Annotated in this window: 19 protein-coding genes and 1 tRNA gene; 7 read left to right on the top strand and 13 right to left on the bottom strand. The window is 65.8% G+C overall.

The genetic code is table 11. The features are described 5' to 3' along the window. Positions 1-162: 162 nt before the first annotated feature. From AC6CIE_RS20650 to AC6CIE_RS20630, 5 genes are all read right to left on the bottom strand, one after another. A complete protein-coding gene (locus AC6CIE_RS20650; RefSeq protein ID WP_498093684.1) occupies positions 163-2,184 on the bottom strand; it encodes a hybrid sensor histidine kinase/response regulator in 2,022 nt (673 codons plus the stop codon). A 344-nt stretch (positions 2,185-2,528) separates the two neighbouring features. Further along, a complete protein-coding gene (locus AC6CIE_RS20645; RefSeq protein ID WP_175122355.1) occupies positions 2,529-3,152 on the bottom strand; it encodes a glutathione S-transferase family protein in 624 nt (207 codons plus the stop codon). Positions 3,153-3,170: 18 nt separating this feature from the next. Then, positions 3,171-3,749: a 1,6-anhydro-N-acetylmuramyl-L-alanine amidase AmpD gene (ampD, locus tag AC6CIE_RS20640; RefSeq protein WP_239211231.1), complete on the bottom strand. Its 579-nt coding sequence runs from the start codon at positions 3,747-3,749 to the stop codon at positions 3,171-3,173. Positions 3,750-3,761: 12 nt separating this feature from the next. After that, positions 3,762-4,028 (bottom strand): PP0621 family protein, encoded by a 267-nt coding sequence (locus tag AC6CIE_RS20635; protein WP_286890451.1) that lies wholly within the window; start codon positions 4,026-4,028, stop codon positions 3,762-3,764. Position 4,029: 1 nt separating this feature from the next. Beyond that, positions 4,030-4,872: a cytochrome C assembly family protein gene (locus AC6CIE_RS20630; RefSeq protein ID WP_175122358.1), complete on the bottom strand. Its 843-nt coding sequence runs from the start codon at positions 4,870-4,872 to the stop codon at positions 4,030-4,032. A gap of 106 nt (positions 4,873-4,978) precedes the next feature. Between AC6CIE_RS20630 and ffh the strand changes: the two genes are divergently transcribed. After that, positions 4,979-6,385: a signal recognition particle protein gene (ffh, locus tag AC6CIE_RS20625; RefSeq protein WP_056559422.1), complete on the top strand. Its 1,407-nt coding sequence runs from the start codon at positions 4,979-4,981 to the stop codon at positions 6,383-6,385. A gap of 326 nt (positions 6,386-6,711) precedes the next feature. On the opposite strand, the gene lysM is transcribed toward ffh, so the two are convergent. From lysM to trmB, 4 genes are all read right to left on the bottom strand, one after another. Next, positions 6,712-7,158: a peptidoglycan-binding protein LysM gene (gene lysM / locus AC6CIE_RS20620; protein ID WP_175137914.1), complete on the bottom strand. Its 447-nt coding sequence runs from the start codon at positions 7,156-7,158 to the stop codon at positions 6,712-6,714. A gap of 303 nt (positions 7,159-7,461) precedes the next feature. Further along, a complete protein-coding gene (gene thiS / locus AC6CIE_RS20615) occupies positions 7,462-7,662 on the bottom strand; it encodes a sulfur carrier protein ThiS (protein WP_498093682.1) in 201 nt (66 codons plus the stop codon). Between the two features lie 11 nt (positions 7,663-7,673). Beyond that, the gene (pip, locus tag AC6CIE_RS20610; RefSeq protein WP_218342798.1) at positions 7,674-8,615 is read right to left on the bottom strand and encodes a prolyl aminopeptidase; all 942 of its coding nucleotides are present in this window, start codon (positions 8,613-8,615) and stop codon (positions 7,674-7,676) included. Further along, a complete protein-coding gene (trmB, locus tag AC6CIE_RS20605) occupies positions 8,615-9,463 on the bottom strand; it encodes a tRNA (guanosine(46)-N7)-methyltransferase TrmB (RefSeq protein ID WP_239211232.1) in 849 nt (282 codons plus the stop codon). The genes pip and trmB overlap by 1 nt, the downstream gene beginning before the upstream one ends. A 127-nt stretch (positions 9,464-9,590) precedes the next feature. Between trmB and AC6CIE_RS20600 the strand changes: the two genes are divergently transcribed. The 5 genes from AC6CIE_RS20600 to AC6CIE_RS20580 all read left to right on the top strand — a co-directional run bounded on the left by AC6CIE_RS20600 (position 9,591) and on the right by AC6CIE_RS20580 (position 13,996). Beyond that, entirely contained in the window at positions 9,591-10,487 is an 897-nt protein-coding gene (locus AC6CIE_RS20600; RefSeq protein WP_175122360.1) for a LysR substrate-binding domain-containing protein, read from the top strand. A 121-nt stretch (positions 10,488-10,608) separates the two neighbouring features. Further along, positions 10,609-11,802 (top strand): CaiB/BaiF CoA transferase family protein, encoded by a 1,194-nt coding sequence (locus tag AC6CIE_RS20595; protein WP_498093679.1) that lies wholly within the window; start codon positions 10,609-10,611, stop codon positions 11,800-11,802. After that, positions 11,799-12,752, top strand: coding sequence for a hydroxymethylglutaryl-CoA lyase (locus tag AC6CIE_RS20590; RefSeq protein WP_452002417.1), 954 nt, complete (start codon positions 11,799-11,801; stop codon positions 12,750-12,752). The genes AC6CIE_RS20595 and AC6CIE_RS20590 overlap by 4 nt, the downstream gene beginning before the upstream one ends. Before the next feature lie 71 nt (positions 12,753-12,823). Next, a complete protein-coding gene (locus AC6CIE_RS20585) occupies positions 12,824-13,810 on the top strand; it encodes a Bug family tripartite tricarboxylate transporter substrate binding protein (RefSeq protein ID WP_175184770.1) in 987 nt (328 codons plus the stop codon). A gap of 112 nt (positions 13,811-13,922) precedes the next feature. Then, positions 13,923-13,996: transfer RNA gene (locus tag AC6CIE_RS20580), tRNA-Gly, on the top strand. 140 nt (positions 13,997-14,136) lie between these two features. Here AC6CIE_RS20580 and AC6CIE_RS20575 read toward each other — a convergent pair. Next, on the bottom strand, positions 14,137-14,523 hold the full coding sequence (locus AC6CIE_RS20575) for a VOC family protein (protein WP_218342801.1): 387 nt from the start codon (positions 14,521-14,523) through the stop codon (positions 14,137-14,139). A 270-nt stretch (positions 14,524-14,793) separates the two neighbouring features. Here AC6CIE_RS20575 and AC6CIE_RS20570 point away from each other — a divergent pair, with 270 nt between their 5' ends. Further along, positions 14,794-15,699, top strand: coding sequence for a LysR family transcriptional regulator (locus tag AC6CIE_RS20570; protein WP_239211940.1), 906 nt, complete (start codon positions 14,794-14,796; stop codon positions 15,697-15,699). Between the two features lie 102 nt (positions 15,700-15,801). Here AC6CIE_RS20570 and AC6CIE_RS20565 read toward each other — a convergent pair whose 3' ends face one another. The 3 genes from AC6CIE_RS20565 to AC6CIE_RS20555 form a co-directional block, all read right to left on the bottom strand. Then, complete coding sequence (locus tag AC6CIE_RS20565; RefSeq protein WP_175137906.1) at positions 15,802-16,404, bottom strand: hypothetical protein; 603 nt, start codon at positions 16,402-16,404, stop codon at positions 15,802-15,804. 97 nt (positions 16,405-16,501) lie between these two features. Then, the gene (locus tag AC6CIE_RS20560; protein WP_367353249.1) at positions 16,502-16,687 is read right to left on the bottom strand and encodes a hypothetical protein; all 186 of its coding nucleotides are present in this window, start codon (positions 16,685-16,687) and stop codon (positions 16,502-16,504) included. A gap of 49 nt (positions 16,688-16,736) precedes the next feature. Next, positions 16,737-18,581, bottom strand: a complete 1,845-nt coding sequence (locus AC6CIE_RS20555; protein ID WP_175137905.1) for an ABC transporter ATP-binding protein — start codon at positions 18,579-18,581, stop codon at positions 16,737-16,739. Positions 18,582-18,641: the final 60 nt, after the last annotated feature.

Below are 18,641 nucleotides of genomic sequence, written 5' to 3'. Positions count from 1 at the left end.
CGTCATACCGGCCAATTTCTGGGTATCGAACCGTTCTTATATTTGTCGGCAAGGGCGCTGAAAACGCGCGGGAACAGCCGGGCGCGATGGTGTCAGCCCGGATCTGCAACGTGGCATTGCATGATGCGTGTTCGGCGCGGACGTGCTGTCCCTCGCTCACCGCTACTTTGCGCTGCCGCGGTGCTCGATGGTCGACAGCATCTCCAGCAACACGTCCATATCCACCGGCTTGACCAGATGCGCGTCGAAGCCGGCTTCCATCGAGGCTCGGCGGTCTTCTTCCTGCCCCCAACCGCTAAGCGCGAGAATCGTTGCGCGCTGGCCCCAGTCCAGGGTACGGATGTGGCGGCAGGCCTCGTGGCCGTTCATGCCGGGCATGCCGATGTCCATGAGGATCACTTGCGGCCTGACCTGCTCGCCCACGGTGATCGCTTCTTCGCCATCGTACGCCGCGGTGACGTCGTGGCCCTCAATGGCGAGCACCGCAACCAGGGACTCGACCGCATCGCGGTTGTCATCGACAACGAGCACCTTGCTTGCCACCGGTGACAGCGCGCCGGCAGGGAGTTGCGGCGCCACCTCCTGAATGTCGGTGACCGGCAGCTGCACGACGAATGCGCTGCCTTTGCCTTGACCGTCGCTGTGCGCGCGCACCGTGCCGCCGTGCATCTCGACCAGGCGTTTGACGAGCATCAGGCCGATGCCCAGTCCGCCCTGCGCGCGTTCCAGCGTTCGGTCGACCTGCGTGAACATCTCGAAGATACGGTCGAGCTGATCCGGCGGAATGCCCGATCCGTTGTCGCGGACCGTGATGTCGACGCTGTCCTTGCCGGGCTCGACGAAGAGTTCGATGTCACCGCCGGGTGGCGTGTATTTGGCCGCGTTGGACAGGAGATTGCCGAAGACCTGTGTCAGACGTTCGGCGTCGCCGTGCAGCATGATCTGCGCGTCGGGCTGCACCAGTCTCAGCCGGTGGCCGTGCTGTTCCAAGGCCGGCTTGCACGACTCGACGGCATGCTGCAGAACCGAGTCGAGCGTGAGGGCGGTCAGCCGAAGTTCCAGCTTGCCGCGATTGATGCGGTTGACGTCGAGCAGGTCGTCGACCAGCCGGACCAGCTGGCGCAGTTGGCGGTCCATCACTTCGCGGGCGCGCGCCGTCATGCCGGGGTCTCGTTCGGCGCGCTTCAGCACTTCCAGCATGTTGCGCAGCGCGGCCAGCGGATTGCGCAGCTCGTGGGCCAGCACGGCCAGGAACTCATCCTTGTGCCGCCGTTCGCGCGCCAGTTCGGACTCCGCGATATGGCGTTCCAGCAGTTCGGCGGCCTGCCGCGCCAGCAGGTCGATGTAGCGCAAGGCTTCGGGTGTGGGGCCGCCGGGCCAGCGGTAATGGTTGTTGAGCATGCCCAGCAGCTGGCCGCTGCGGCTGAGCAGCGGCGTGCATTGGATCGACCGGATGTTGTCTTCCATGACGATCTCAAGCCCCAGCGTGCCTTGCAGATCCGTCAGTTGCTCGACATCGGGCACGACCAGCCGTTCCAGGTGCTGGGCGGCTTCGGCGCAGCTTGCGACCCAGCCGTCTTCGGCGAAGTGTTCGACCAGGCGCGCGCTCAGGCCCTGGTGCACGGCGATGCGCAGTGTGTTCTTTACCGGATCGTAGATCTGGATGTTGCCCTTTTCCGTTCCGGAAATGTCGGCGGCGGCGGCCAGGATCTTCTTGAGCAGCGGTTCGAATTCGCCGGGGCCGACAAGTTCGGCGCTCAGTGCCTGCAACCGGGATAGCGCGTTGACCTCGTTGCGCAAATCTGCCGCGGCGCGGTCGCGTTCCACGACGATGCTGGTTGCCAGCGCACCGAACTCGGCGACGCGCTGTTCCCACGGCGTGCAATGACGCACCTGCGGCAGGCAGAGCAGAAACCAGCCGACCGGCGTGCCGTCGGGCGCCATCGCGGCGCGCGCGTGGCAGGCGTGGATGCCGTTGTCGCGGCAGATGGTGCGCCAGGACTCGGCCCACGTCGTCGACTGCTCGATGTCTTCGCTCTCGATGGGGTTGCCCCGCCGGATTGCCGGATCATCCGTCGCAAAGAGCGCCTCGTGGATCGGCAGGCCGCGCAGGGGGCAGGCGATCGAGGCGGGGAGATGGGTGGAATAGGCGTCGCCGACGGTGACGCGATCGGAGCCGGTCAACAGGACGCATGCCCGGCTGCCGGGCGCCAGGCGGCAGACGGCTTCGGTAAGCGCTTCCAGGCATGACCCCGTTGGGGCCCCCGAAGCGACAAGGAGCAGAAGCTGCCGCTGTTCTTGGTCCAGGGCAGCTTGGCTCGCGGAATCTGGCGGCTCGTGGGTCAAGTGCATCTCCTCTTCTTGCGACGCCTTGGCGGCGGCCGTCCCCCGGCAGGGAGGGGGATTGAAACGAGGCGCTCAAGGCAAGGGCCAAGGCGCCTCAGAGGCTTCAAATAATTGCACGAATCGCGCAGAAGGAATGTTGCAATTTGTCCCGGTTGTGGCGGGGCGTGACGGCCCCCGTCCGGTTACTCCAGCGGCAGGGTCAGGACGCCTTGCGGAGCGGGGCGCATCATGACGCGCCGATACCACGCGGACAGCGCGGGCGTGTCGGGCCGCTCGATGGGCAGGGCCAGCCAGCGGTGCGCGGCGGCGACAAGCGCGATGTCGCCCATGGTGAGGTGACGCCCGGCGATGAACTCGCGGCCTTGCAGGGCCTGGTCCAGGATCAGCGCACGAGCGTTGGAGCGTTTGATCGAATTTTCGATGGCGGCCTTGTCCCGCTTGTCTTCCGGGGTGCGGATCAGGCCCAGAAAGGCCGGCCCCATGGCCGGCTGCCATTCGGTCGCCTGCCAGTCCATCCAGCGGTCCGCATCGGCGCGCAGGCAGACGTCCTCGGGCCACAGCGTACCCACGCCGTAGCGCGCCGCCAGGTAGCGGACGATGGCGTTGGATTCCCACAAGATGAAGCCGCCGTCGTCGATGACGGGGACGAGGCGGTTGGGATTGAGCTTGGCGGCGTAATCGGCGGTGTCGACCACCCCGAACGGGCCGCCGGCCTGGACAAAGGTGTGCGGCAGGGCCAGCTCGCGTACGGCCAGCATCACTTTCTGAACGTTGACGGAGGTCAGGCGTCCCCAGATCTTCAACATAGCCAATCCTTCTAAGGGTCAGGCCGGCGGCAGGTGCCGCCGCGCAAAGCCGCTGTCGCGCCCGAAGCGCGTCCAGTCGAATGCCGGCCCGGGATCGGTCTTGCGCCCCGGGGCGATATGTTCGTGTCCCTGGGCGGCAACCAGGGGATAGCGCGCGCGCAGGGTGTGGGTCAGCCGGCGCAGCGACGCGTACTGTTCGCCAGTGTAGGGCAGCGTGTCCGTGCCTTCCAGTTCAATGCCGATGGAAAAATCGTTGCAACGCTCGCGGCCGGCAAAGCGCGACACGCCAGCGTGCCAGGCACGCCGGTCCGTCGAGACGAATTGCACGATGCGGCCGTCGCGGCGGATGAAGAAGTGCGCCGACACGCGCAGGCCGCGCAGGCGTTCCAGCCAGGGATGCGAGCGGTAATCGAGCGTATTCAGGAAGAGGCCTGCGACCTCAGGTCCGCCAAATTGGCCTGGCGGCAGGCTGATGTTGTGCACGACCAGAAGCGAGACCTGCTCGCCCGCGGGGCGCGCGTCGCAGTTGGGCGACCGCATCAGGCTAATGCCCGGCGCCGGCGCCAGCCAGCCATGTCGATCCAGGAACAAAGGCATAGAGAGAGATGGTCAGCGTTTGGCCGGACCCAGGCGGGCGTGGTCGGGGCTGCACCAGGTCTGGCCGTCCTGCAGCAGGGCCTCGGAGCGGGGCAGATGGATGCCGCAATGGGCGCAGCGCACCATGGATTCGATGGCGGGCGGGGGCTGCGCGCCCTGCGCCTTTTTCTTCTGGCCGCCTTGTGCGTCGGCCTGGCGCTGCGCGGCCATGCGGCCGGCAATGCGGGCGACAAACAGAACCAGGATGATCAGAACGATCCAGAACAGCAACTTGCCCACGTCAGCCTCGATGCAGAATCATTTCCAGCACGAACCGGCTGCCGGTGTAGGCCAGAATCAAAAAACCAAAACCCGTCAGGGTCCAGCGCAGCGCGACGCGGCCGCGCCAGCCCCAGATATGCCGGCCGGCCAGCAGCACGCCAAAGGTCAGCCAGGACAGCAGGGTGAAGACGGTCTTGTGGTCGAACGGCAGGATCTTGCCGGTCAGCTTCAGGGAGGCGACCGAGCCCGAGCCCACCGCCAGCGTCAGCACGACAAAGCCGATCCAGATGATGCGGAAAAGCAGCTGCTCCTGCACCAGCAGCGGCGGCTGCGAATCGAGCACGCGCCCGATGATGCTGCGTTCGGCGGGGGCGTCCAGGGGACGGTGCAGGTGGCGGTCCAGCAGGGCCATCATCATGGCGTGCAGGGCAGCGATGGTGATCAGGCCGTAGGCGGCCAGGGCGATCAGGAGGTGCACGCGCAGCCAGGGGTCGTCGGCATGGGGCACGAATTGCCCCTGCGGGAAGATGGCGGCGAGGCCGCTGGCGATGGCGGCGGCGGGCAACAGCAGCAATTGCAGGCCGTCGATGCGCACCAGCAGGCTTTCCAGCCAGAACACCACCATGCCCAGCCAGATGGCGGCGGACAGGGCCAGCGCCCATCCAATGAAAAGATGCTGGGATCCCAGCATCGATTGTTGCAGCCCGATTCCATGGAGAACCAGGGCGCCCAGCAGGCACAGACGGGCGATTCTGCCGGTCTGTTCCACTTCCCCGGCGCCGGCCAGGCGGATCCAAAGCGACCCCCCTAGCACCGCGTACGCCAAGGCAGCCGCTGTGTGAAATACAATGCCGAGTGACATAGAAACCGTTGTCTGGATGGGGCCTTGGGGTGCGCGTCACCCGAAAGCGCAGAATCCGCGCCTGCGGCCACCGTTCAATCAACTAGTTTAAGCGGAAACGCCTCTCATGCTCGATAACCTAACTCAACGCCTGTCGCGCGTCGTCAAGACGCTGCGCGGGGAAGCCCGCCTGACCGAGGCCAACACGCAGGAGATGCTGCGCGAAGTGCGCATGGCGCTGCTGGAAGCCGACGTCGCGCTGCCGGTCGTTCGCGACTTTGTCGCGCGGGTGAAGGAAAAGGCGCTGGGCGAAGAAGTCGCCGGCAGCCTCAGCCCGGGCCAGGCGCTCGTCGGCGTCGTCAACAAGGAACTGACTGCCCTCATGGGCGGCGACCTGGGCGCCGACGCCAACGAACTGTCGCTGGCCGTCCAGCCGCCCGCCGTGATCCTGATGGCGGGCCTGCAGGGCGCCGGCAAGACCACCACCACCGGCAAGCTGGCGCGCTGGCTCAGCGAAGGGCAGCACACGCAGCACGGCCGCAAGACCGGCAAGAAGAAGGTACTGGTGGTGTCCGCCGACGTGTACCGTCCGGCCGCTATCGACCAGTTGAAGAGTGTGGCCGCGCAGGTCGGTGTGGATTTCCTGCCGTCCGATCCCAGCCAGAAGCCTGAAGACATCGCGCGCGGCGCGGTTGATCACGCCCGCCGCCATCATTACGACGTGCTGATCCTGGACACGGCCGGCCGCCTGGGCATCGACGAGGCCATGATGCGCGAGATCCGCGCGCTGCATGACCTGGTCAAGCCGGTGGAAACGCTGTTCGTGGTGGACGCGATGCAGGGCCAGGATGCGGTCAACACCGCGCGCGCCTTTGCCGACGCGCTGCCCCTGACCGGCGTCGTCCTGACCAAGCTGGACGGCGACGCCCGCGGCGGCGCGGCCCTGTCGGTGCGCCACGTCACCGGCAAGCCGCTCAAGTTTGTCGGCGTGTCGGAAAAGCTGGATGGCCTCGAGCCGTTCTACCCCGACCGCATGGCGCAGCGCGTGCTGGGCATGGGCGACATCGTCTCGCTCGTGGAGCAGGCGCAAAAGAACATCGACATCGCCGAAGCGCAGAAGCTTGCGTCCAAGATCAAGTCGGGCAACAAGTTCGACCTGAACGACTTCCGCGATCAGCTCGGTCAGGTCAAGAAGCTGGGCGACATGGGCTCGCTGCTGGAAAAGCTGCCGGCTCAATTTCAGCAGGCCGCCGGGCAGTTGCAAGGCGGCCAGGCGGAAAAGCAGCTGCGCCGCACCGAAGGCATCCTGAATTCCATGACGGCCGCCGAACGCGCCAAGCCCGAACTGATCAAGGCCTCGCGCAAGCGCCGCATCGCCGCCGGCTCCGGCGTGCCGGTTCAGGAGGTCAATCGTCTGCTGGCTCAGTTTGAGCAGATGCAGGGCATGATGAAGCAGATGAAAAAGGGCGGCATGGCCAAGATGATGCGCGCCATGGGCGGCATGAAAGGGCTGGGCCGCTTCGGAATGAAATAGGGCCCCCACGCCGCACTCGCTTCGCTCGCTTGCTGCCCCCCGAGGGGGCTGCCCCGCCTCCGGGCGGCCGAGCGGCGGGGCGGCTGGATTTGAAGCCCCCACGCCGCACTCGCTTAGCTCGCTTGCTGCCCCCCGGGGGGGCTGCCCCGCCTTCGGGCGGCCGGGCGGCGGGGCGGCTTTTCTAGCGCAGGACTGTAAGTCCGCAGTCAAAAAAATGGCCAGACATTGCGTCTGGCCAAGCAATCGCGGCAGGCAGGGGGCGCCGCGCCGCGACACAAGCCGGAGAACGCATGGGTGTCCTCCGGTTTGTTTGAATTCGGTGCCGCTTACGACAGCGGCGGGATGCGCAGCACTTGGCCCGGGTAGATCTTGTCGGGGCTGGTGAGCATGGGCTTGTTGGCTTCGAAGATCAGGGTGTTCTTGGCGCCCTGGCCCTTGCCGTATTGCGCTTCGGCGATCTTCCACAGGTTGTCGCCCTTTTGCACGGTGTACATCTTGGCTTCGGGCGCAGCCTGCTTGACCTGCAGCTGATTGTCCACCGCGGCCACGCCGACGGTGTTGCCCAGTGCCAGTGAAATCTTCTCGGCGTCTTCCGTGCTCAACGCCTGGCCCGCGACCGTGACCTTGTCGCCGTCCACCGTGATTTGCAGGCCATCCGCGTTCAGGCCGTGCTTATCCAGCTCTTTCTTCAATTCCTCTGCCGTCGCGGCCTTGGCCTCGCTGGCGCCGAAGAGTTTTTCTCCAACGTCCTTGATGAAATTGAGCAGACCCATAGCGTTTCCTTTATCGATATTGCGGTGAGAAAACCTGTGCTCTCGAAGGCGCCTGTCCGGTTGAAGGCGGCGCGATAGAAACGATTATGACTCGCACATTTGCCCTACGACGAGGGGTTGTGGTGTAACAGGTTGCTAGCCTCTTGCCAGACTACGCAACAATGCTGGCACCTTCGCAGGACGTTTGTATCCGGGGGCGTAAGCCCCCTCGTGCGTGGGGCGGCATGCAAAAAGGCCGCTGGGTGTCAGCGGCCTTGAAGGGGGTGTCGCGATGCGGCGCCGGAGCGCTGCGGTGACCGTAGTTCAGCCGCCGCCCACCGCGACCACGATCTCGATCTGGTCGCCGTCCGACAGCGCCGTCTGCGCGTGCTGGCTCTTGGGCACGATTTCGCCGTTGCGTTCGACGGCCACGCGCTTGCCCGCATAGCCCAGCGTTTCGAGCAATTCGTTGACCGTGGTGTTCAGCGGGAACTCGCGGGCGTCTCCGTTCAGGGTGATGTGCATGTCAGGGCTCCTCACTGTTTGGCGTAGGCGTCGGTGGCGGCGATCAGGCGCGCCAGCGTGCCGGGTTCGTCGAAGGCATGGCCGGCATCGGGCACCAGGTGAAACTGCGCTTCCGGCCACGCGCGGTGCAGGTCCCACGCGGTGCGCGCGGGCGTGCAGACGTCGTAGCGGCCCTGCACGATGGTGCCGGGGATGCCGCGCAGCTTCTGCGCGTCGCGGATCAACTGGCCTTCTTCCATGAAGCCGGCGTTGAAGAAATAGTGGTTCTCAATGCGCGCAAAGGCCAGCGCCGCGCGGTCCGCGGCGTGGCTTTGCTGATGGCGCGGGCTGGGCAGCAGCGTGATGGTGCTGTCTTCCCATTTGCTCCAGGCCTTGGCGGCTCGCAGTTGCTCGGCGGGGTCGTTGCCCGTCAGGCGCTTGTGGTACGCGGTGACCAGGTCGCCGCGTTCGGCCTCGGGGATCGGCGCCAGGTATTCTTCCCAGCGGTCCGGAAACAGCCACGATGCGCCTTCCTGGTAGAACCATTGGATCTCGGCGCGGCGCAGGCCGAAGATGCCGCGCAGCACCAGTTCGCTGGTGTGTGCCGGGTGCGTCTCGGAATAGGCCAGCGCCAGCGTCGACCCCCAGGATCCGCCAAACACCAGCCACTTCTCGGCGCCCATGACTTCGGTGCGCAGTCGCTCGATGTCGGCGACCAGATGCCACGTGGTGTTGTTGTCCAGGCTGGCGTGCGGATGCGATCGACCGCAGCCGCGCTGATCAAAGAGCAGCACGTTGTAGCGTTGCGGATCGAACAACTGCCGGTGCACGGGCGAGCAGCCGCTGCCGGGCCCGCCATGCAGGAAGACGGCGGGCTTGCCGTTGGGGTTGCCGCACATTTCCCAATAGATCTGGTGACCGTCTCCGGTATCCAGCATGCCTTGGCGGTAGGGTTCGATCGGCGGATAGAGCATCAGGCGGCTCGCTTGAAGATCAGGTCCCAGACACCGTGGCCCAGGCGCAGGCCGCGTGTCTCGAATTTGGTGAGGGGGCGGTAGTCGGGTCGCGGCGCGTAGCCGTCGACGGTGTTCTTAAGGAGCGGTTCGCCGCTCAGCACTTCCAGCATCTGCACCGCGTAGTCTTCCCAGTCGGTGGCGCAGTGGATGTAGCCCCCGGGCGCGATGCGGCTGGCCAGCAGCGAGATGAACGTAGGCTGGATCAGGCGGCGCTTGTGATGGCGCTTCTTGGGCCACGGATCCGGAAAGTAGATGTGCACGCCGGCCAGGGAGTCGGGGGCGATCATGTCGCGCACCACTTCAACGGCGTCGTGCTGGATGATGCGCAGGTTCTGGATGCTGGAGTCTTCGATGCGGCGCAGCAGCGATCCGACGCCGGCGTTGAACACTTCCACGCCCAGGAAGTTGTCGCCAGGCCGGGCCAGCGCGATCTTTTCGGTGGTTTCACCCATGCCGAAGCCGATCTCCAGCACCGTCGGGGCCTGCCGTCCGAAGGCGGCGGCCGGATCCAGGCGGCGGGGAGCGTACGGGATGGACCATTGGCCCATCAGGCGCTCCAGCGCAGCCAGCTGGCCCTGCGTGATGTGGCCGCGGCGATGGACGAAGCTGCGGATGTGCGCGGCGCCCGGGCTGTTGGGCGCATACGCGGCGCTGGCCAGCGCGGCCTGGGTTTCCGGGGAAACGGGGGCGGGCGCGGCGTCGGCGGCGGGCGAGGCGGAAGGACTCACGCCCGGCTTGGCGGGCGCGTCTGCGGGGGTGTCCGCAGGGGTGTTCGTGGCGTTGTTCGCGGGGTTGTTCGTATTCATAGGCGGGATTGTAGTGGCAGGTCTGCCCGCGCGGAGCCGGTCATAGGGACTAAAACAGGGACACATTTATTCCGGACGCCTGCGGCTATAGTTTCTGCCCGGTTTCCCTGCGCCGTAGTCCTTTGTCATGAACTTTGCCCGGATCGACCTCGTCACGCTTGCCCTGTTTGTTTCTGTTGCGCGCCAGGGAAGCATCTCGGCCGGCGCGCGCCAGTCGCATCTGGCGGTGGGCGCGGCCAGCAAGCGGATTTCCGACCTGGAAGCCGCGCTGGGGTCGCCCCTGCTGTTTCGCAATGCCGCCGGCGTGGAGCTGACCGACGCCGGACAGGCGTGCCTGGTGCACGCGCTGCGGGTGCTGCAGGAAGTCGAGCAGATGGCCGGCGCGCTGTCCGACTTTGCGCAGGGCGTGCGAGGCCAGGTGCGCATTGCCGCCAACACCTCGTCGCTGACCCAGTTCCTGCCCGAGGACCTGGCCGCCTTCATGGACGAGCATCCTGCCGTGCGCATCGACCTGGAAGAGCAGAACAGCAGCGACATCGTCACCGCCGTGCTGGAGAACCGCGCGGACATCGGCGTCTTTGCCGACCGCACGCTGGCAGACGGTCTTGCCACCTTCCCGTATCGCCTGGACGAGCTGGTGCTGATCGTGCCGCAGCGCCATCCGTTGGCCGCGGAGCCGCAGGTCGCCTTTGCGGACACGCTGGCCTACGACTACGTCGGCCTGCCGCCCGCGACGTCGCTGGCGACCCGGCTGTCGGAAGAAAGCGGCCGCATGGGCCGGGCGATGCGGCTGCGCATCCAGGTGCGCAGTTTTGACGCCATCTGCCGCATGGTCGCGGCCACGCGTGGCGTGGGCATCCTGCCGCGCATCGCCGCCGAGCCGCACGCGCGGTCCATGCCGATCCGGCTGATTCCGCTGACCGACGAGTGGGCGCGCCGCTGGCTGCTTCTGGGCGTGCGCGACGCCGACACCCTGACCGTGGCCGCGCGGCTGCTGCTGGCCCACCTGCGCGGCGAAGGCTGAGGGTTAGCCCGAGGTTTCTCGTTCCGGGAATGCCCCTTTCCCCGATTGTCCATTCCGCTCCCCGGCGCTTTGCGCGCACACTGCCGTCCATCACTACCGTAAGACGCGCCTGGGAGGCGATATGGCAGGGCAGATTCTCGCCGGCATTCGTGTGCTGGAACTGGGACAACTCATCGCGGGGCCTTTTGCGGCCAAGACGCTGGCGGACTTTGGCGCCCAGGTCATCAAGATCGAGCCGCCAGGCCAGGGCGATCCGTTGCGTAAGTGGCGTCTGCTACACGAGGGCACCTCGGTGTGGTGGGAGGCACAATCGCGCAACAAGCAGTCGGTCTGCGTGGACCTGCGCCAGCAGGAAGGCCAGGACATCGTGCGCATGCTGGCGCGCGAGGCCGACGTGCTGATCGAGAATTTCCGCCCCGGCACGCTGGAAAAATGGGGCTTGTCGTGGGAAGCCCTGCACGAACTGAATCCCCGCCTGATCATGTTGCGCATCTCGGGCTACGGCCAGACCGGTCCCAAGGCGCGCGAACCCGGCTTTGCCGCGATCGGCGAAGCCATGGCGGGCCTGCGCTACCTGAACGGTGAGCCGGGCCGCGCGCCGGTGCGCGCCGGCCTGTCGCTAGGCGACACCATCGCCGGCCTGCATGGCGCGCTGGGCGTGATGCTGGCGCTGTATCAACGCGATGCGCGCGGTGGCGTGGGGCAGGTGATCGACACCGCGCTGTACGAAAGCCTGTTCAACCTGAGCGAGAGCCTGCTGCCCGAGTATTCGGTGTTCGGCGCGGTGCGTGAGCCCGCCGGCGCGTCGCTGCCCGGCATCGCGCCGTCCAACGCCTACCCGTGCCAGGACGGCTACGTGCTCATCGCGGGCAACGGCGACGCCATCTACACCCGGCTGATGGCCCGCATCGGCCGCGACGACCTGGGACAGGACCCGGCGCTGGCGCACAACGACGGCCGCGCGCGCCGTGTGGAAGAGATCGACGCCGCCATCGGCGCGTGGACGCAGGAACAGCAGATCGACGACGTCCTGGCCGCGATGCTGGAAGCCGGCGTGCCCGCCGGCCGCATCTATTCCGTTGCCGACATTGCCAAGGATCCGCACTACCGCGCCCGCAACGCCATCACCTCAATGGAATCCGCGGCGGGCGTGCAGGTGGAAATGCCCGCCGTCTTCCCGTACCTGTCGTCCAATCCGGGCGCAGTGCGCGAACGCGCGCCGACCCTGGGCGAACACACCGACACGGTGCTGGCGTCGGCGGGCCTGACCGAAGAACAGCGCGGCGCGTTGCGCGCCAAGGGAGTGATTGCATGAACCACGGACCCGCCCGCATCGAGATCAACGAGGTCGGGCCGCGCGACGGCCTGCAGATCGAGAAGACCCTGGTGCCCACGGACGACAAGGTCGCCTTCGTGGACGCGCTGTCCGACTGCGGCTTTGCCCGCATCGAGGTCACCAGCTTCACGTCCCCCAAAGCCATTCCCGCGCTGGCCGACGCCGTCGACGTCATGCGCCGCATCCGCCGCCGTCCCGGCGTGATCTATACCGCGCTGGTCCCGAACGTGCGCGGGCTGGAACGCGCGCTGGAGGCCGGCACGGACGAGATGAACCTCGTCATGTCGTGCAGCGAGACGCACAACCGCGCCAACCTGCGCATGACCCGCGACCAGTCGTTTGCCGAGCTGTCGCAGGTTCTGGCCGCCGCGGCAAAGGCTGGTGCGCCGTGCAACGTGTCGTTGTCGACCGCGTTCGGCTGTCCGTTCGACGGCGACGTGCCCGCGGACACGGTGCTGGACCTGGCGGCGCGTCTGGTCGATGCGGGCGCGGCCGGCATCACGCTGTGCGACACGACAGGCATGGCGTTTCCGACGCAAGTGGCTGCCCTCTGCGAACAGGTGGCGGCGCGCCTGCCGTCCACCGCGCTGACCGTACACCTGCACAACACGCGCGGCATGGCGTTGGCCAACGCCATCGCGGCCTGGCAGACCGGCATCACCCGCTTTGACGCCGCGGCTGGCGGCCTGGGCGGATGTCCTTACGCGCCGGGCGCCAGCGGCAACGTCAACACCGAAGAGCTGGTCCACATGTTTGCTTGCATGGACGTGGAGACCGGCGTGTCGCTGGAGCCGCTGCTGGCGATCGTTCGCAGCCTGCCCGGTTTGGTCCAGCGCGATCTGTCCAACGCATTGCTGCAGGCGGGGCCGAGGCTGGCCCTGCATGCGCCGCCCGCGTGGCTGGCTGAACGGTTTCCGGCCGACGCCTGATTGATCTTTTCCAAGCTGTACCTGCCGTACCCGAACCACCCACAGATAAAACAATACCCAGGAGACAACGCATGGCCTCTTTCCGCCTGCCCACCGCACTGCGCGTCAGCGCCGCCTTCGCCCTGATCACCGCCGCCGGCGCCGCCAGCGCACAGGCCGATTTTCCGAACCGCCCCGTCACGCTGATCGTGTCCGCTGCGCCCGGCGGCACCACCGACATCGCCGCCCGCCTGATCGCGCAGCCCTTGGGTGCGGCGCTGGGCCAGAGCGTCGTCGTCGAGAACAAGCCCGGCGCCTCCGGCGGCATCGCTGCGCAGGCCGTGGCGCGCGCCAAGCCGGACGGCTACACGCTGCTGCTGCAGTACTCGGGCTTTCAGGTCATCACGCCGCACGTGACGCCCGCCGCCGGCTGGGATCCCATCAAGGACTTCGCCCCGGTCGCCAACGTGCTGTCCGCGCCGCAAGTCGTGGTCGTGCGTCCCGATCTGCCCATCAAGTCCCTGAAGGAACTGGTCGCGTACGCCAAGGCCAACCCGGGCAAGCTGAACTACGCGTCGTCGGGCAACGGTTCGCTGCAGCAGGTCGCCACGGAGCTGCTCAACCAGATGGCCGGCACGCAGATCACGCACATCCCGTACAAGGGCACCGGCCCCGCGCTGAATGACTTGCTGGGCGGCGCTGTCGACATGACGATCACCACGCCGCCGCCGCTGCTGGGCCAGATCGCCGCAGGCAAGCTGCGCGCGCTGGCGGTCACGGGCAATGCCCGCTTGCCGTCGCTGCCCGACGTGCCCACGGCCGCCGAAGCCGGCTACCCCGACCTGATCGTGTCGTCGTGGTTTGCCATGTACGCACCCAAGGACACGCCCGCGCCGGTCGTCGACAAGATCGCGGGCGAGATCCAGAAAATCATGAAGACCGACGAGTTCCGCAAGAAGGCGGCCGAGCAGGGCGCCGAGGCGATCTTCATGGGGCCGAAGGAACTGGGCGCCTACACGCAGACCGAACTGGACCGCTGGGGCAAGGTGGTGAAGGCCGCCAACATCACGGCGAACTGATATCGGCGGGTTTTTGGTCGAAGCGGGCGAGTTTTCTTGACCCGCCCCGACCGAAAAAACCCGCGCTATAATCGCGGCTCTGCCCGGCCCACGGCTGCGGCACGACACCCGAGCGGGTGTAGTTCAATGGTAGAACGGCAGCTTCCCAAGCTTCATACGAGGGTTCGATTCCCTTCACCCGCTCCATCAATCCCGGCAAGTTCCCTTCATGCGACGCTGACCACTTGATTCTGCGGCGTCGGCATTCATTCCCCGCATCGATTCAACGCATTGCCCGAGGATGTCCGGGTCGACCTGCGAGGGGCATTCCTGAGCGCGCCTTGCCGTCAAGCGACGCGGTGATAAACGGCCTCGATGTTGTAGCCGTCGGGGTCCAGGATGAAGGCGCCGTAGTAGTGGGGGTGGTAATGCGTGCGCAAGCCTGGCGGGCCGTTGTCGCGGCCGCCGGCTGCCAAGGCGGCGCGATGGAACGCGTCGACCGCTTCGCGGCTGCGGGCGCGGAAGGCCACATGCACGCGTGGCGCGCAGGGCGTGCCCTCATGTATCCAGAATTCGCCACCGGGGTTGTTCTCGTTGTCCGGTTCTCCGACGCCGAAGCCCATGTCGGTCTCGAACGTCTTGCGTGCCACATAACCCAGCGCCGCCAGCGCGCTCAGGTAAAACGCGCGGCTGCGCTCGAAGTTGCTCACATGGATCGTGATGTGGTCCAACATGCAACGCTCCTTCAGAAAGGTGGCCGATCGGGCCGGAACGATCAGCATAGGCCATCAGGGCGGACGACAGGGCGGTGATTCGCAAGGTGGCGCGATTGGAGGGAGCCGGCGCGGGAGGCGCTCACACCTCCGGCATCCCGCCATCGACAAACAGCGCGATGCCATTGACGAAGCTTGCCAATCGATCACCGAAATAATGGACAACTCCGGAAAGATTGGAACGACTATGCGTGTTTGTGGATAATCGCTTCATCTCAAGGAGTCTTCGGCATGGATCAATTGACCGCGATTCGCGGGTTTGCGCGCGTGGTGGAGGCGGGCAGTTTCACGCGGGCGGCGGATTCGCTGGATATGCCCAATGCCACGCTGAGCAAGATCGTGCAGGACCTGGAGGCGCACCTGGGCGTGCGCCTGCTTCAGCGGACGACTCGGCGCGTCACGGTCACGCCGGAAGGGCGCGAGTACTACGAGAAAGCGTTGCGCATCGTACGCGACCTGGAAGACATCGACGGGTCGTTCAATGCTGTGCAAGGCAAGCCGAAAGGACACCTGCGCATCGACGTGGGCGGCTCCACCGCGAGCGACGTGCTGATCCCCGCGATCTCCGATTTTCTGACGCGCTATCCCGACATCCGGATCGACTTCGGGGTGTCAGACCGCCCCGTCAACCTGATCAGCGACAACGTCGACTGCGTGATCCGCGGCGGACCGCTCGACGACTCTTCGCTGGTGGCGCGGCAGATCGGCACCGCCGATCTGATCACCTGCGCCACACCGGGATACCTCAAACAGTTCGGCACGCCTGCCTATCCGGATGAGTTGAAGAACGGCCACAAGCTGGTCAGCTACCTGTCGCCGCAGAACGGCCGCGCCTTTCCGTTCCGCTTTGAGCGCGATGGGGAAAAGACGGAGGTCAAGGTCGAGCATCGCGTCGGCGTCAATGAAAGCAACGCGCATCTGGCGGCGGCGCTGGCGGGCCTGGGGATCGTTCAGACGTTCACCTATGCGGCGGGCCCCGCGTTGCAAAGCGGCGCGCTCGTCGAGATTCTGAAACCGTGGCGGCCCCAGCCTTATCCGTTTCATGTGGTGTACCCGCATAACCGCCATGTGACGCATCGGCTGCGCGTGTTCATTGATTGGCTCGTGGCGAATCTGCCCGCGCGGCTCAAAGGATGAAGGGCAGGTGCTGGTAGCCCAAGCCCTCATCGAATATGTCTTGTTGGGAAAGGCGCACCCCGTCAACACGAAGCGCGCCCCGTTCAGAATTACTGATACGCGTTAGAAGCTGGGCTTTCTGGACTGGCTGCGCTGCACATACTCGATCCGCGCATTCATCCATGCCGGGTCATGCATCTGAATGCTGACGCCGCTGTATTTCAATACCGCCTGCGTCAGGTCCGTCGAGCAGCCCATACCGGGGTTCGTGCTGGGTTTGGTGCACCATTCCATGTTCAGGTCGTTGGGATAGTTCGACTGGCGGCCGTATTTTTCCAGCACGGCTTTGCCCATGGCTTCCTTGTTGGCCGGCGTCCACGGCAGTTCATAGCGGATCTGCGACACCGCCAGCGGCCGTTGCTTGTCGACAGGCACGCGCGGCTCGAAGTGGACGATGAAGCTGACGCCATCTTTGTCGTAGCTGAAGTTCATCGGCATCTTGGTGTTCGTGACCGGGTTGTTCGTCGCGTAGCCGATCCGGATGTCCTTCTTGCCAACATTGAAGTTCTTGGCGGTGGCGGCAAGGGCTTCGTCGAAGTCCATGCCCGTCTTGACGCCGGCGACATCAAACGTGCGGGCGTCGACCGAACGGGGAGACGCGGCATTCGCGGGAGCAACGACGACGGCGGTCAGCGCGGAAATGAGGAGTGCAGCTTTCAACTTCAAAATAAAGATCCTTTTCGAATAGCGCGAGGATTATCCGATCGGGTCTTTCTTATGTCCCTAATAAAGTGCAACCAAAATTGTCATCGAGGCGTTTTATTCAAAGGCTGAAGGCCAGGACAAAGCCCAGCAGGGCAACGGTCATCAGCCCGCCCGCGACGGCTGCGGAAGGACGGTGATCCGGGCCGGAGCCGTTGTCCTTGAACCGGAAGGGCCGTTTGACGCTGATGTACGCGCTGGCCGCCAAGGCGGCCGCCGCAACTGCGCCGATCGTGTAGGCAAGCATCTGAACTCCGGGACCCATGAAGCGGCCGGGCGCGCGCCCGGCCACCATCTCAAACCGGCTGGCTCGGCTCTTCGGCCAGGAAACCCCCACTCTGATGCCGCCACAGGCGCGCGTACACGCCGTTCATTGCCAGCAGTTCCGCATGGCTGCCCTGTTCGATGATCTGGCCTTGATCCATCACGATGAGCCGGTCCATCGCGGCGATGGTCGACAGGCGGTGCGCGATGGCAATGACGGTTTTGCCCTGCATGACTTCGTCCAGGCTCTCCTGAATGGCGGCTTCCACTTCCGAATCCAATGCGCTGGTAGCTTCGTCCAGCAGCAGGATGGGCGCGTTCTTGAGCATGACGCGGGCAATCGCGATGCGCTGGCGCTGGCCGCCCGACAGCTTGACGCCGCGTTCGCCGACGAGCGTGTCGTAGCCGGTGTTGCCGTGCGAGTCGCTGAGCTGCTGGATGAAGTCGTCGGCCTGTGCCCGGGCCGCGGCGGCGCGGATTTCTTCGCGGCTGGCGTCGGGGCGGCCATAGGCGATGTTGTCGCAGATGGAGCGGTGCAGAAGCGATGTGTCCTGCGTGACCATCCCGATGGCGCTGCGCAGGCTGTCCTGCGTGACCTTCGAGATGTCCTGGCCGTCGATGCGGATGTGTCCCCGTTCGACGTCGTAGAAGCGCAGCAGCAGGTTGATGAGCGTGGACTTGCCGGCGCCGGATCGTCCGACCAGGCCGATCTTTTCGCCGGGGCGCACGGTGAGGGTCAGGCCGTCGAGGACCTGGCGCTCGTTGTTGTAGTTGAAATAGACGTCGTCGAACTGGACTTCGCCTTGCGTGACTTGCAAGGTGGCGGCGTTGGGCGCGTCCTGCACTTTCGGGACGTGGGTCAGGGTGGCGATGCCGTCCTGCACGGTGCCGATGTTCTCGAACAGCGAAGTCATCTGCCACATGATCCAGTGCGACATGCCGTTCACGCGCAGCGCCATGGCGGTTACGGCCGCCACTGCGCCGGTGCCGACTTCGTTGCCGTGCCACAGCCACAGCGCGTAGCCGCCGGCCGCCAGGATCAGCGCCGACACCAGCGCCTGGTTCACGATTTCAAACTGGCTGACCAGACGCATCTGGCGGTAGCCGGTTTCCTTGAAGTCCTCCATGGCGGCGCGCGCAAAGCGGGCCTCGCGATTGGTGTGCGAGAAAAGTTTGACGGTGGTGATGTTGGTGTAGGCATCGGTGACGCGTCCGGTCATGGACGAGCGGGCATGCGCCTGCTCTTTGCCGACCTTGCCCAGCCGCGGCACGAAATACATCATGGCCAGGCCGTAGAGCGCCATCCAGCCGATGAAGGGCAGCATCAGACGCCAGTCGAAGCCCCCGGCCAGCGCGACGATGGTGACGAAGTAGACAGCGATGCCGAGCACGATTTCGCAGAAGGTGAGCAGCACTTCGCGCACGGCAAGCGCGGTCTGCATGACCTTGGTGGTGACGCGGCCGGCGAATTCATCAGAGAAAAACGACAGGCTTTGCCGCAGCATCATGCGGTGAAAGTCCCATCGCAGGCGCAGCGGCAGGTTGATGGCCAGGACCTGATGCTGGACCAGTGTGCGTAGCGCGACGACGCCAACGCTGACGCACAGCACGATGGCAATGCCCCACAGGACCTGGCGTTCGTGTGCCGACGCGGCCTCGCCGGCTTTCCAGGCGGTGAGCATGTCGACAACCTGCCCCAGAAAGGCGAAGAGCCACGCTTCGTAGATGGAGACCGCCGCGCTCAGGACCGCCAGTGCGGCGATGTAGCGGCGCGATCCGTGCGTGCAGAACCACAAGAAGGCGAAGAAACCCGTGGGCGGCGGGGGGACGTTCTCGGAAGGGAACGGATTGAGCTGGCTTTCAAATCTGCGGAACAAGGCAGAGACTCCAAATTCACGAATTAATGCGAGGCGGTCGTGCGGCGGACCCGACAGGTG

The organism is Achromobacter sp. GQ309 (assembly GCF_059759315.1).
This window is presented reverse-complemented; position numbering and strand designations above follow the sequence as displayed.

Coding starts and splice junctions, on each gene's coding strand:
- thiS (WP_498093682.1), bottom strand. CDS start 7,662: ATGCACATCACCCTGAACGGAGACGCCCGCGAGTTCCCGCTGAACACC.
- trmB (WP_239211232.1), bottom strand. CDS start 9,463: ATGAATACGAACAACCCCGCGAACAACGCCACGAACACCCCTGCGGAC.
- AC6CIE_RS20595 (WP_498093679.1), top strand. CDS start 10,609: ATGGCAGGGCAGATTCTCGCCGGCATTCGTGTGCTGGAACTGGGACAA.
- ampD (WP_239211231.1), bottom strand. CDS start 3,749: ATGCCTTTGTTCCTGGATCGACATGGCTGGCTGGCGCCGGCGCCGGGC.
- ffh (WP_056559422.1), top strand. CDS start 4,979: ATGCTCGATAACCTAACTCAACGCCTGTCGCGCGTCGTCAAGACGCTG.
- AC6CIE_RS20590 (WP_452002417.1), top strand. CDS start 11,799: ATGAACCACGGACCCGCCCGCATCGAGATCAACGAGGTCGGGCCGCGC.
- AC6CIE_RS20645 (WP_175122355.1), bottom strand. CDS start 3,152: ATGTTGAAGATCTGGGGACGCCTGACCTCCGTCAACGTTCAGAAAGTG.
- lysM (WP_175137914.1), bottom strand. CDS start 7,158: ATGGGTCTGCTCAATTTCATCAAGGACGTTGGAGAAAAACTCTTCGGC.
- AC6CIE_RS20570 (WP_239211940.1), top strand. CDS start 14,794: ATGGATCAATTGACCGCGATTCGCGGGTTTGCGCGCGTGGTGGAGGCG.
- AC6CIE_RS20575 (WP_218342801.1), bottom strand. CDS start 14,523: ATGTTGGACCACATCACGATCCATGTGAGCAACTTCGAGCGCAGCCGC.
- AC6CIE_RS20560 (WP_367353249.1), bottom strand. CDS start 16,687: ATGCTTGCCTACACGATCGGCGCAGTTGCGGCGGCCGCCTTGGCGGCC.
- pip (WP_218342798.1), bottom strand. CDS start 8,615: ATGCTCTATCCGCCGATCGAACCCTACCGCCAAGGCATGCTGGATACC.
- AC6CIE_RS20630 (WP_175122358.1), bottom strand. CDS start 4,872: ATGTCACTCGGCATTGTATTTCACACAGCGGCTGCCTTGGCGTACGCG.
- AC6CIE_RS20600 (WP_175122360.1), top strand. CDS start 9,591: ATGAACTTTGCCCGGATCGACCTCGTCACGCTTGCCCTGTTTGTTTCT.
- AC6CIE_RS20585 (WP_175184770.1), top strand. CDS start 12,824: ATGGCCTCTTTCCGCCTGCCCACCGCACTGCGCGTCAGCGCCGCCTTC.